The 13046-nt window shown below is 40.0% G+C and carries 10 protein-coding genes; 8 read left to right on the forward strand and 2 right to left on the reverse strand.

The genetic code is table 11. The features are described from left to right. The gene (locus ACST15_RS10480) at positions 1-2430 is read right to left on the reverse strand and encodes a TonB-dependent receptor (RefSeq protein ID WP_459454603.1); all 2430 of its coding nucleotides are present in this window, start codon (positions 2428-2430) and stop codon (positions 1-3) included. A 245-nt stretch (positions 2431-2675) separates the two neighbouring features. On the opposite strand from ACST15_RS10480, the gene ACST15_RS10485 reads away from it, so the two are divergent. The 3 genes from ACST15_RS10485 (at position 2676) to ACST15_RS10495 (ending at position 5771) form a co-directional block, all read left to right on the forward strand. Next, the gene (locus tag ACST15_RS10485; protein WP_459454604.1) at positions 2676-4175 is read left to right on the forward strand and encodes a DUF2271 domain-containing protein; all 1500 of its coding nucleotides are present in this window, start codon (positions 2676-2678) and stop codon (positions 4173-4175) included. Between the two features lie 60 nt (positions 4176-4235). Continuing rightward, positions 4236-4862, forward strand: coding sequence for a PepSY-associated TM helix domain-containing protein (locus ACST15_RS10490; RefSeq protein WP_459454605.1), 627 nt, complete (start codon positions 4236-4238; stop codon positions 4860-4862). An 87-nt stretch (positions 4863-4949) separates the two neighbouring features. Further along, complete coding sequence (locus ACST15_RS10495; RefSeq protein WP_459454606.1) at positions 4950-5771, forward strand: sterol desaturase family protein; 822 nt, start codon at positions 4950-4952, stop codon at positions 5769-5771. Here ACST15_RS10495 and ACST15_RS10500 read toward each other — a convergent pair. Next, complete coding sequence (locus ACST15_RS10500) at positions 5768-7327, reverse strand: Atu1372/SO_1960 family protein (RefSeq protein WP_459454607.1); 1560 nt, start codon at positions 7325-7327, stop codon at positions 5768-5770. The two genes, ACST15_RS10495 and ACST15_RS10500, sit on opposite strands and share 4 nt — an antisense overlap. 91 nt (positions 7328-7418) lie before the next feature. Between ACST15_RS10500 and ACST15_RS10505 the strand changes: the two genes are divergently transcribed. The 5 genes from ACST15_RS10505 (at position 7419) to ACST15_RS10525 (ending at position 13045) form a co-directional block, all read left to right on the forward strand. Further along, positions 7419-8267 carry a polysaccharide deacetylase family protein gene (locus ACST15_RS10505; RefSeq protein WP_459454608.1) on the forward strand — a complete coding sequence of 283 codons (849 nt, stop codon included), beginning with the start codon at positions 7419-7421 and terminating at the stop codon, positions 8265-8267. A gap of 129 nt (positions 8268-8396) precedes the next feature. After that, positions 8397-9179 carry a TauD/TfdA family dioxygenase gene (locus ACST15_RS10510; protein ID WP_459454609.1) on the forward strand — a complete coding sequence of 261 codons (783 nt, stop codon included), beginning with the start codon at positions 8397-8399 and terminating at the stop codon, positions 9177-9179. A 3-nt stretch (positions 9180-9182) separates the two neighbouring features. Then, positions 9183-10172, forward strand: a complete 990-nt coding sequence (locus tag ACST15_RS10515; protein ID WP_459454610.1) for an aldo/keto reductase — start codon at positions 9183-9185, stop codon at positions 10170-10172. Positions 10173-10449: 277 nt separating this feature from the next. Continuing rightward, a complete protein-coding gene (locus tag ACST15_RS10520) occupies positions 10450-12108 on the forward strand; it encodes an amidase (RefSeq protein WP_459454611.1) in 1659 nt (552 codons plus the stop codon). Positions 12109-12229: 121 nt separating this feature from the next. Then, on the forward strand, positions 12230-13045 hold the full coding sequence (locus ACST15_RS10525) for a phytanoyl-CoA dioxygenase family protein (protein ID WP_459454612.1): 816 nt from the start codon (positions 12230-12232) through the stop codon (positions 13043-13045). Position 13046 lies beyond the last annotated feature (1 nt).

Genomic DNA, 13046 nt, shown 5'->3' on the forward strand with positions numbered 1-13046 from the left:
CTACTCCTCATCCATCATACTTCTACGCTGCTTAGCTGCTTGTTTGGTAGTTTTGATTCGGTAATTGAAGGTTAAATTGAACTGCGTCAAACGACCTTGAAACTCGGATTTGGTATAAAATCCAGTACCTCTGGTTTCTGAACGCATGATTCTTGAACTAAAAACATCTAAGATATTTAAGGTCAATGTTCCATTTCCTTTCATGATATCTTTACTCGCTGATAAATCCATCCAAGCTATATACCCTCTTGTTCCTTGTGCGGTATTTTGAGGGGCTTCGTAGTTTGCTCTCACTTGGGCATCTACGCCACCTCCTAATTTAATTCGGGAAGTATGACGCGCAAACCAAGAATATGTGTCACTTACATAAGTAGGGTCAATATTGCTGGCATCAGCTTTGGCACGAAAAATATTGATACTCAAATCAGCTTTCCAGGCTTTACTTAAGTTAGAAGAACCTGTAAACTCTGCTCCCATGGAAACTTCATTTTTGAAGTTTTGGGGTAATGTAACAGAAAAACCATTGGCATCAACCTGACGAATACGGTCAATTTTTCCATCTGTATTTCGATAATAAATGGACGAGCTGATGCTTCCATTTTCATAATATTTTACGTGCCCTAAATCAAAAGCATCCGTGAATTGTGGATTTAAATTAGGGTTACCGGAGAAAAAGTTTCGGTTGTCAGAAAATGTAACAAAAGGGCTTAATTCATTGTAAGTAGGTCTACGCACCCTTCTAGAATAACCTAGCTGAAAGGAATTATCTGCCGACAAAGAATAGGTAAAATGGGCACTAGGAAAGAGATTGGCGTAGTTTCTTGGATTCTTTTCTTGGGTTTGCAATAACTCCGTACGGATATCTGTCATCTCCCCACGAATACCTACTTGATAAGAAAACTTCTTGATTTTGGTACCCCAAATGGCATAGGCAGCTGTAATATTTTCGTTATAAACAAAGTTATTTTGTAAACCAGGAACCACGGTATATTCTCCGGTTTCTTGTCTTTGGGTGACAATGTAATCGTTCGTCATATCCCGGAAACTCGTACGTAAACCTGTTTCTATTTTACCATCTTTCCCAACCGGATTTACATAATCCGCTTGTAAAATCCATTGATGTTCTGCTTCATCATTCAGGGATTTTTGAATTCTTGAATTTTCTGGAAATGCACTTCCATCAGGTCTTTTTCCTACCTGAGTGAACAATTGATCTGAGCTCTCCCAATAATCCAAATAGCGCAAATCAGCGGTAAATTCTTTTCCCTTTCGGGCATAGGATTTCTTGAAGGTTAAGGCATATTCACTATTAGGCTCCGCCTCTTTCTCGTCCTGTTGACGGTCAGTAATACTATATAAATTGCTTAAGCTTTTTTGGTAATCCAAATAATGGAAATCGGAAATACGACGAACGTCGGTTCTTCGGAAAATATACGAACCGGTCAATACCGTTTTTTCATTGAAAAAGTAATCAGCCCCACCACGAATATTATTAACCATTCCCCTGACGTTATTTTGAGAGGTTTGTTGTAAATAATTGGTCTGACCTGGGGTATACACCTCCTGATAAATATTACCTCTTCCTGGGGTTCTACGGTAAAACAATCCGTAGTTTAAAAAGAAATTCAGTTTGTCTTTGCGGTAATTGACAATGGCTGTCGCACCGAAATTCTCAGGATATCCTGTAGTCGTTTCAATGGCACCGTTAAAGCCCTGATTCTGATTTTTTTTCAAAACAATGTTGATGATTCCTGCCATACCTTCTGCCTCATACCGGGCCGAAGGATTGGTGATCACTTCCACTTTTTCGATTAAATTTCCTTGCAAAGACTGTAAGCCGCCTGATCCACTAATGCCCACTAAAGTAGATGGTTTGCCATCAATTAAAATACGGACATTGTCACTTCCTCTTAGTTTGACAGCACCTTCACCATCTACTTGAATAGAAGGTAGATTTCCTAAAATTTCAGAGGCTGTCGCACCACGATTGGCTAAATCGGTGCCAACATTAAAAATTCGCTTATCTAAGGCCAATTCCATGGATGCCTTTTGACCTTTCACAGTCACCTCTTCCAAGGTTTTGGATGAGGCCTTTGCTTCCAATACGCCCAATTGAATGGTTTGATTGTCTTTATTGATATTGATTCCTTTTTGAGTAATGGTTTCATAGCCAACGCTTTCAATGACTACATCATAAGTCCCATAAACCACATCCGTTGAAAAATGACCTTTATCATCACCTATTCCCCCTGTAATAAGTTTTTGGGCACCTGCTTGAAATATTCGAATGCTAGAAAATGGTACAGGAGCTTTAGAATCTTTTTCAATAATTTGACCTTTGATCTTGCCTTTGGGGCCTATTTGAGCTACAATTTGAAAACTTAGGACAAAAAGAAGGTACGTAATGCTTACTAGGGATTTAACTTTCATAGTTTTTTTGATAACAGCCCGAATATGGGACTTAGAGGTAATTTTTTTCGTAAAAATCGACAAAATGGGGATTAATTACAACGTAAATACAGATAGCCGTCTAATAATCAGGGCAGAGCCGCGTTTATAAAAAGGAATTATTTTTGCTTTGGGTAGACACAAAAGAGGACTTTATCTATATTTTGAAGAGCTAACAAATGAATAAAATTAAATTTCGACATCAAAAAACCCTAATGAAATAGCTTATGTTAAAATCCCTTGGCCTTGCGGCCCTTTCTGTTGCTACGCCTCAACTTACATCTACCCAATCTTCTGGTATCTATGTTTCTCAAATGGATCATTTATTGGGAACATCTTTAGACCTTAAAATAGCTGCTTCACATTATGGAGCTGCTAAAAAAGCAGAAGCCAGCCTGCTTGCTGAAGTACAGCGCCTGAGTCAAATTTTGGGTACTTATCATTCCAACACCGAGTTTAATCAGTGGATGGCAAGTCAAGGAGAATTTAAACCTGTATCAATCGATTTACTACAAGTACTAAAACAATTTGATGCCTGGAATGAAAAAACAGGAGGCATCATCAATGCTTCCTCGGAAGAAATTACTCAGGTGTGGAAAGCAGCCAGTGCAGCAAATCAATTACCCTCTCAAGAGAATATTCAAGCGGCTGTCCGCTTAGCCCAACAGAAACATTGGGAAATCAATGAATTGGAACAAAGCATTGCTAAAACTAGCCAAGCTACCTTGCGCTTGCATTCGTTTGCAAAATCTTATGTCATGCAAAAAGCAGCAGAGAAGGCTTTAGCGACAGAAGGAATCCATGGAATTGTTTTAAATGTAGGAGGAGATATCCTCATTAAAGGAAATGGAGTAGATCAAATTTCAATAAAAGATCCCCGTAATTTTGCTGAAAATGCGGCTCCACATTCCCAAATTATTGTGGAAAATAAAGCGGTAGCTACTTCAGGAGATTATCAAAGAGGATTTGAAATCAATAAACAATGGTTTTCACATGTGATCAATCCCTTGACTGGTCAACCGGCCTCAGATATTATCAGTGCCACAGTCGTACATCCTGATGCAGTAACAGCAGGTGCTTTGTCTACTGCTTTTCAAGTGATGACTCCCCAACAAAGTGAGCGCCTAGCCGCTGCCATTCCTGATACAGATTATTTAATTCTTACGAAATCAGGAGAGGAATATAGTAGCCCCAACTGGAAAAATTTACTTGCTTCTAGCGCTCCGAGTGTTAGTCCATCTAGTTTTAGTACCAACATCCTAATGGTCAATCAAAAGGAGAAAATGTGGACGGAAAAACAAGAATTACAAATCAAATTTGAGTTAGCCAGTTTTGAAGGTAGATTTCGTCGGCCATTTGTAGCCGTTTGGGTAGAAGATGAAAATCATAAGCCAATTAGACGTATCGCATTATGGTTCAATAAGCCAAGATGGTTGCCTGATTTACGTTCTTGGTATGCCGCCCAGAGAGAAAGTGCAATTGATATCGCCTCTTTAGCCAGTGCTACTCGTTCACCTGGGGAATATACCTTAGTTTGGGATGGAAAGAATGACGCAGGTCAGTATGTCAAACAAGGAAAATATACGGTGTATATTGAAGCCGCTCGTGAGCATGGGACTTACCAATTGATGAAACAAGAAATGAATTTCAATGGTAAAGATCAAAAACAAACACTTTCGGGAAATGAAGAAGTAACCGGTGCTTCTTTAAATTACGTAGCCAAATAAGTAGATTAAAATTTTTCTTTGGAGCTCATGTGCCATCATGGGCTCCTTTATACCAAACGTATGAGTACTCCTAATTCTAAATTAAAGCCTAAATCAAATAAACTTCGTCGTTCTACCGCTGAAATCTCTCGATGGTTGCACATTTATTTATCCATGTTCAGCTTTGCTATCGTTTTGTTTTTTTCAGTGACAGGTTTAACCTTGAACCATCAAGAGTGGTTACCTGAAAAGTCAGATGTTCAGGAACAAAAAGCAAAACTAAATGTCACCTGGGTACATCAGGCAGATACCGCAAAAATAGCCAAATTGGAGGTAGTTGAACACCTAAGAAACACCCATGGAATTAAAGGTCAGTTAAATGATTTTAGAATTGATGATTCTGAAATTTCGGTTTCATTTCAAGGTCCTGGATATACTGCGGATGTATTTATTGACCGTGAAACAGGTACTTATGATCTCACAGAAACGCGCATGGGTTGGATGGCTGTAATCAATGATTTACACAAAGGAAGAGATACCGGAAAATCATGGGCTTGGGTGATTGATATTTCAGCGATTTTCATGATTTTCATTTCTGCCACGGGTTTAATCTTGTTGTTATTTTTGAAGAAAAGAAAAATTACGGGTTTGCTTTGGGCATTCATAGGCCTAATTCTTTCCTATGGGATATATTACTTTTTAACCTAAACAATTCTTATTCTACGGATGTTTATCTTTTGGAATTGAAGTAGGTTTTGACCTACTTTGTTAAGATTTAGGCAAAACCATATCCCTATGTTAGAGCAACTTATCTCTTATTTTGATCATATCCCTAGTAGCCACCGCGCACTTATTTTAGCTGGTGGAATTACCTTTTTTTGGTTGGTAGAAAATGCCATTCCATTGGTGTCTTTCCGTTATAATAAGTGGAAACATGCGGGGATTAATTTCCTATTTACCATCACCACTATCCTAGTCAATTTTGGTTTCGCGGTTTGGATTGTTCAATTAAGCGACTGGGCGGTAGCCAATCAAATAGGTTTTTTACAATGGTTTCCAATTGGAAATTGGGGGCAATTAATTCTAGGATTGTTGTTGTTGGATTTGGTGGGGGCCTATTTTGTCCACTGGGTAGAACATAAAGTTAAAGTGATGTGGAAATTTCACATGGTTCATCATGCAGATACCAAGGTAGATACCACTACCGCCAATCGTCATCATCCAGGGGAGAGTGTTTTTAGGGCATTATTTACTTTGCTAGGAGTATTAGTTTGTGGAGCCCCTATGTGGTTAGTCATGATATATCAAAGTATTTCAGTAGTACTTTCTCAATTCAACCATGCCAATATTCGTTTACCCCAATGGCTTGATACCACAATAAGCTATGTGATTGTTTCACCTAACATGCATAAGGTGCATCATCATGTAAGTCGCCCGCAGACGGATTCCAATTACGGAAATATATTTTCTATTTGGGATAGAATATTAGGTACTTACAATAGCACGGCAGTCCATGAAGTTGTATACGGTTTGGACGTCTTGGATAATCAACGAGATGGCGAACTGGGCTACCAGTTAAAAGCTCCTTTTGATTCAAGCATCAAAACAGATTATTAGTAAAGCTCTACCACCATTTCTACTTCTACGGCAGCATTATTGGGTAAGACATTTACCCCTACTGCTGAACGCGCATGCTTTCCTTTATCGCCAAAAACAGCCACCATTAAATCAGAAAAGCCATTCATGACCATGGGTTGTTGGGTAAAGCTAGGATCAGAGTTAACAAATCCTGTCACTTTCAAAATGCGTTTAACTCTGCGCAAATCGCCCAATTGAGCTTTTAAGGTAGAGATCAATGCTATCCCAGCCAATTTGGCTGCCGCTTGGCCTTCTTCCACACTGAGCTTGTTTCCTAGTTTTCCCAGTACAAATCCTCCTTCAGCCTTCTCGGGTAAATGCCCAGACAAATAGGCAATATTTCCAGCACGAGTAAATTTGACATAATTCGCCAATGGGGTACTAGGTTTAAGTAAATTGATTCCTAATGCTTGTAAACGCTCCTCAGGACTATCAGGTTTTTTGGTAAATAAAAGGCAAACGGGAGCTACGACTTGAATATCCTGCTTGCTATCCGTTAAAAGACCTGTCTGCTGGTTGACAGAAAAGACTTGAATTTTATTTTCAGTTTGACTAGCCACAAATAACCATTTCCCACTTGGATCGTAACTGAAATTTCTAGGCATTTTTGCCACTGCCTGATAAGCTAGTGTTTTCAATGTCCCATCAGCCTGAATAGCAAATATGGCCAGGTTATCGCTCGTAATACGGTTCGAACTGATGAGCCATTTTCCATTGGGAGAAATATGGATATCGGCGCTGGCTTTGACGGCCACTTTGGTACTGGTATCAGAAACGATGTTTTGAATTTTGTCCAAACCTTGAGCACTGATTTTAAAGACATCAACGCTGCCATTTAATTCATTAATAACGTATGCCAAATTCCCATTGGGGTGAAAAATCATATGGCGAGGACCGCTACCAGGATTGACCGAAATGGACTGATAATTTTCGGCCAAAGTCCCATCAGGTAAAATCGGATGCCAATGTATTTTGTCAGAACCCAAATCGGGAACATATAAGCTTTTCTGATCAGGAGCAATGGCCACCATGTGGGCATGCGGGGCATCTTGTCGGCCCGTAATGACACTAGCACCTTTGTAAAAAAAGGATTGAGAAGCCGGGAGTAGTCGACCGTTTTCTTCAGTTTTAAAAACATTCAGGGAACCACTGCCATAGTTAGCAACATATACGGTTTTGCTCGCTTCATGGTATTTCACAAAGCAGGGGCCGTCACCCAGGGTTGGGCTAGTGTTTAATTTGGTAAAAGTTCCGTTGGCATTTCGGGCGTAGGCACTTATGGCAGATTTACCACCCCCTTCTTCAGAAACAGAATACAATAAATTCCCATCAGCAGAGATGGCTTGGTAGGAGGCATTGGGGTTTTCTCTTACATAGTTGGCCTTTGTTTTGGCAGTTGCTATATCCAGATCAAATACCTCTATACCGGGGTTTTTAGCTTTGGTATACGAACCTACAATCAATTGATATTGTGTCGAATCCGAAGGGAATATCGAGAAGAGGGAACTGACAAATAAGAAAATGGAGCTTAACATGGAAAATAGGTTTTTGTGCAACAAGATACGAATGTCCGTAAAATTTGGGTATTTTTCCCAGAACAATTTTCCTTATCCTCATTTAAACAAGATGAAAAAGATTTTACTATTGCTTTTTTGTGCGTTTCAGGCTTGGGCTCAAAACTCCCCAGCTCCTCGCCTCGTGGTTCGAGGGGATGATATGGGTTATAGCCATTCAGGAAATTTGGCATTGATCCAATCTTCTGTAAAAGGAATCCAGTCGTCCATCGAGGTTATTGTCCCTTCACCTTGGTTTCCTGAGGCCGTTCAGATGCTTCAACAGCACCCTACTATCGATGTGGGGATACACTTGGCATTAACGAGTGAGTGGGATAAACTTAAGTGGAGACCTTTAACTGAGGCGAAAAGTTTACGAGATCCAGACGGGTATTTTTTTCCCATGGTTTATGCCAATAAGAATTATCCAGGCTTAGCTATCGTGGATAATAAATTTACCTTGGCTGATATTGAAGCAGAATTCAGGGCTCAAATAGAATTGGCCATCAAAAAAATCCCATGGATAAGTCATATTTCTTCTCACATGGGTTGTTCCAGAATCACCAATGAGGTACATGAATTAACTAAGAACTTAGCCAAGGAGTATCACTTGATTTATGAAAACACCCAATACCCTTTTGATCGGGCTACTTATGAAGGCCCCCATCAGACATCTGAGCAGAAAATAGATAGTTTTATCAACATGCTTGGCTCTTTACAAGCAGGGAAAACCTATGTGTTTGTGGACCATCCTGGACTTGATAATGCGGAACTGAAGGCCATTTCACATATTGGTTATGAGGCAGTGGCAGTAGACAGACAAGGCGTAACAGATTTATTTACAAGTCAAAAAGTAATGAATGCCATTAAAACTTTGGGAATTAAAATCATTGCTTACCGAGATTTAGGACCTAAGCCCTGAATGAGCTTAAGCATTGACCGATTAATAATTTATTCATACAAGCAAGAAAAGTCAGTTCACAAATTTTTGTACCTTTGAAATTGGAATAATTGAATTGTTCTGATTGTAGCAAATTTGAAATATCTACGTATGAAATTCTTTAAGAAAATTAATTTTACGACCGAACAAGAAACCATTGCTGAGTTGACAGAGGCGGTCAAACAATACAAGGTAATCCATTTGGCTGGGTATAATTTACCAATTCCTTTGGAGCAGTTTTACATCAATTTTGCGGATTCAATCGGGACCCCTTTCAATGAGGATGAAGATTTAATTACGGGAGAAAGAAAGGACAATCGTTGGATAGATATCAGCTATGACCCTGCTATTCCAGATCGTTATAGAAGTAGTAATACCCGTCAGCCCTTACATACTGATGATTCCTATGTGGAATTAGGGGATGAGAAATCATTGCAGTTTTTTTATTGTACATCGCGTGCCGCTCGCGGAGGCGCTACCACTTTTTTTGATTTGCCAGATTTGGTTGATTGCTTGAAAATTGACGGTCAAGATGGACTATTGGAGCGTTTGATGACCATTACGGTGAATTTTGAAAAGGCGGGCCATAAGAAAGTACGTAAGATTTTAGACCAGGATGAATTGGGTTGGCTGGCCAACTGGAACTATTTCTGTGTGGATAAAGACAATACACCTGAAGCTTTGCAATTGGTAGAAGATTTTCACCAATTTTTAGAAACTCGAGTGATAAATGCTGGTTTGGTTTTACCTGTTCAATTAGAACGTGGAGAGGCGGCATTTTTTCATGATGATCGTATTTTACATGGCAGAAATGCCTATTTCGCTACTCAAAAAGGCGAACGGTGCTTGATTAAAGGGAAGATTATTTTAGAGCCAGATTTTCAATTGTCTTAGGACATGAAGAAAGCTGGTATTCCTCGTTTTTCGACTCGCTTACAACAGAAATTAGGCCTTGGTACTTGGCAATTGGGAGGACCCAATATGGTTCAGGGAAAGGCCATGGGCTGGGGTGAAATCAGCGAACAAGAATCTTTATCTATCTTGGCTACGGCTTTAGAATCGGGTATTCAATTCATTGATACAGCGGATTCTTATGGCAAAGGCCTTTCTGAAATTATCGTAGGAAAAGCGCTTCAAGCGGCTACTTACCCGCAGGATATTATTGTTTGTACCAAGTTTGGGAATGTGTATTTACCCGATGGAAGTACAGGTCAGGATTTTTCTGCTGAACACCTTCATGCCAGTGTTAACGCTAGTTTACAACGCTTAGGCAGAGGCCATATTGACGTATTGTTGATGCATAGCCCGCCAGATAATTTTGATTGGGAACAATATGATCCTGAGCCGTTTGAGGAATTGGTTCGAAGGGGACTTGTTCGACAATATGGTGTAAGTTCTAAAAGTGTTTATGGCGCCAAGCGGGTGATGGATGCCGGTTTTGGATCAGTGATTGAAGTGATATATAATGCTTTGGATCGTCGGGCTGAGGAGATTTTATTCAATCATCCTGATTATCTAGATTACGATATGATTGGAAGGGTTCCTTTAGGTTCGGGATTCTTAAGTGACCGCTTATTGTTGGAAGATCCACAATTTGGAGAGGATGATTACCGATCTCATATGGCGGATCGGGATAAAAATTGGATGCTTGAAAATGCCAGAAAACTTGCCTTTTTAGCCGAATTACCAGGAGGACTCTCGTCGAATGCCTTACGTTTTACGCTACAAAATTCTCAAATCGCGGTGGTGATTCCGGGGGCTAGATCAGTGGCTCAGGTTCAATCCAATGTACAAGCTGCGAATTTACCGGCACTTAGCCAGGGGTATATTCAACGTATACAACAAACGGTTCCATCAGTTCCCGATTGGTGGAAGCCGACAAGCTAGTTCTGATTACATCTAGGTATTGAACCTACTTTCGCCGCTTGATTTGCCCCTGAATTTGATTCTGCATTCCCCCCCCCAAGGTTTGTCCCAAGGTTTACCCCAAGGTTTGCCCATAGATTTGTCAACTTTTCAAAAGTTGACAAATCTAAGTTGACAAATCTAAGCGGGGGGGCTATTCAATTCCAAGCCTTTTCTAATCAGCATCCTGATATTTTTTTAATTAGAAATTACTATTTCGCTTATTTTGATTTATTTCATGGTAACTAATGACTACCCCATGGCGAAATATATACTTTGGATCCATTTCTGTTTTCTTGTTACCTCGGGCTTGGCTCAGTCCTCTAAAATTCAAAAGAAAGATGTAGAAGGGGCAGCCAAGATTTTTGACCTCAATTTTACTAGCAAGGAAATAGATACCCTATTGTCGGATGTGCAAGATAATTTAGCTATTTACCAAGAACAACATCGTGTTCATCTACCCAATTCCGTTCCCTTAAGTCTTTGGCAAACCGTACTTCTTCCCGGTGTAACTGTCAATAAAACCCAACAGCCCATCCTTTGGTCCAAAGCTCCAGGTACCGATTTACCTAATAGAAAATCATCGCTGGCTTTTTATAGCATTCCCCATTTGGCCGAATTAATCAAAACCAAAAAGATTAGCTCAGTTCAGCTGACCCAATTTTATATTGATCGAATAAAGAAATATGGGGATACGCTACAGTGCCTTATTTCTTTGACAGAATCCATTGCCATGGAACAGGCTAAGCAAGCTGATGAAGAGATAGCCCAAGGGAAATATCGTGGGCTTTTACATGGAATACCCTATGGCCTAAAAGACCTTTTTGCAGTCAAAGGAACAAAAACTACTTGGGGGGCAGCGCCTTACAAAGAGCAAGTGATTGAAGAAGATGCATTTGTCTATCAGCAATTGCGTCAGGCAGGAGCCGTTTTAGTCGCCAAATTTACTTTAGGAGCCCTAGCCATGGGTGATTATTGGTATGGAGGTAGAACAAAAAACCCGTGGAATCTGGCTTTAGGTTCCTCAGGTTCGTCAGCAGGTTCTGCTTCAGCCACAGTGGCAGGACTAGTCCCATTTGCCATTGGTACCGAAACCTGGGGAAGTATCGTTTCTCCATCTACCGTATGCGGTGCTTTGGGACTTCGACCTACTTTTGGAAGGGTGAGCCGCACTGGGGCTATGGCTTTGAGTTATAGCTTGGATAAAATAGGACCGATCTGCAGGAATGCGGAAGATGCCGCAATTGTTTTTAATGCGATTAGGGGTACAGATGGACTAGATTTATCGGCTACGGAAGCGGCGTTTAATTATACCAATCAATTGGATATCAAAAAGTTAAGAATCGCTTATGCCAAAAACTATTTTGAAAAATTAAAAGATAGTAGTGCTAATGAATGGAAAGTGCTCCAAATTCTCAAACAGGCAGGAGCAAACATTGTTCCGGTAGAATTTCCAGATAATCAGTTTTATCCTTTCCAAATGATGGATATCATCATCGGGGCTGAATGCGCTGCCCAATTTGATGAATTGACTCGTTTTAACGTGGATGATGAATTAACCATGCAAAGAAAAGGAGATTGGCCAAATCAGTTTAGAACCGCCAGATTTATCCCGGCTGTGGAGTATATTAATGCCCAACGTCATCGTTACCTATTGATGCAGCAAGTCAATTACCTTTTCAAAGATTATGATGTGATTATCAGCCCTAGCCTTTTTTCAGGAAATCAATTGGCCATTACCAATCTGACTGGCCACCCAGTAGTTTGTATTCCCAATGGTTTTGACAAAAAAACGAATAAACCTACTAGCATTAGTTTTTTGGGGAACTTGTTCGACGAGGCTACGCTTTTGGCATTGGCCAAAATATATCAGGATGCGACACCTTGGGACGAAATGCATCCCGAGCTTTTTAAATAAAGAAATCCACTCTTTTTTGTTTGAAGCCGTCAAATAAATTTCCTTTTGTTTCTAGTAATCAGGGTAGATAAAATAAGATTTTTTTAAGAAATACTTATATTAGCTTTATCTAATCTAAACTATGATAAATCAAACACAAAAGGAGGCATACCATCGAGACGGTTACTTGATTATGCCAAATCTCTTCTCCAAAGAAGAAATTGACTTATTATACGCTGTGGCCACCGACCAATCTGTGGTTAATCAAGCTTTTGATTTAAATGATCAATCTGGGAAAAAAACGAAACTGACACTTTGGTTTACAGCGGGGGACGATTCCTTTGGGCTTATGTCGCGGAGTAAGCGCTTAGTAGAAGGCGTTCAAACCTTATTAGGAGAAGGCGAGGTTTGTCATTTTCATTCTAAAGTAATGCAAAAAGAACCTCGCGTAGGTGGTTCTTGGGAATGGCATCAAGACTATGGTTATTGGTATAAAAATGGCTTTCTTTTTCCTGAAGCCATGATATCTGTCATGGTGGCCTTAACTGATGCCACTATAGCCAATGGCTGTTTACAAGTGTTGAAAGGAACCCATAAAATGCAGCGATTTGAGCATTTATTTGCAGGAGAACAACAAGGGGCCGACATGGATTTTGTGACAGAAGCGGAAAAGATTTCAGAGCTCGTTTATTGTGAATTGAAAGCGGGAGACGTGCTATTTTTCCACAGTAATATTTTACATCGTTCCGAAGCTAATTTATCTGATCAGGCTCGCTGGTCTGTGATTTCGGCTTATAATCTTTCTTATAACAAACCCTTTAGAGAGAAGCATACCTCTTGTATTGAGCCCGTTCAAGTAGTGGATGATGAGGCTCTTTTGGCCAGAGGACAAAGGGTCGTGGACCACGCAGATTTTTTAAGTAAAGACAAAGAAATAACCTTACAAGATTTAAAATAAG

This window comes from Aquirufa sp. Wall-65K1 (assembly GCF_054558475.1).

Excerpts from the sequence above, each read along its gene's own strand:
- ACST15_RS10490 (WP_459454605.1), top strand. The coding sequence starts at position 4,236 with ATGAGTACTCCTAATTCTAAATTAAAGCCTAAATCAAATAAACTTCGT.
- ACST15_RS10505 (WP_459454608.1), top strand. The coding sequence starts at position 7,419 with ATGAAAAAGATTTTACTATTGCTTTTTTGTGCGTTTCAGGCTTGGGCT.
- ACST15_RS10480 (WP_459454603.1), bottom strand. The coding sequence starts at position 2,430 with ATGAAAGTTAAATCCCTAGTAAGCATTACGTACCTTCTTTTTGTCCTA.
- ACST15_RS10525 (WP_459454612.1), top strand. The coding sequence starts at position 12,230 with ATGATAAATCAAACACAAAAGGAGGCATACCATCGAGACGGTTACTTG.
- ACST15_RS10485 (WP_459454604.1), top strand. The coding sequence starts at position 2,676 with ATGTTAAAATCCCTTGGCCTTGCGGCCCTTTCTGTTGCTACGCCTCAA.
- ACST15_RS10500 (WP_459454607.1), bottom strand. The coding sequence starts at position 7,327 with ATGTTAAGCTCCATTTTCTTATTTGTCAGTTCCCTCTTCTCGATATTC.
- ACST15_RS10510 (WP_459454609.1), top strand. The coding sequence starts at position 8,397 with ATGAAATTCTTTAAGAAAATTAATTTTACGACCGAACAAGAAACCATT.
- ACST15_RS10520 (WP_459454611.1), top strand. The coding sequence starts at position 10,450 with ATGGCGAAATATATACTTTGGATCCATTTCTGTTTTCTTGTTACCTCG.
- ACST15_RS10495 (WP_459454606.1), top strand. The coding sequence starts at position 4,950 with ATGTTAGAGCAACTTATCTCTTATTTTGATCATATCCCTAGTAGCCAC.
- ACST15_RS10515 (WP_459454610.1), top strand. The coding sequence starts at position 9,183 with ATGAAGAAAGCTGGTATTCCTCGTTTTTCGACTCGCTTACAACAGAAA.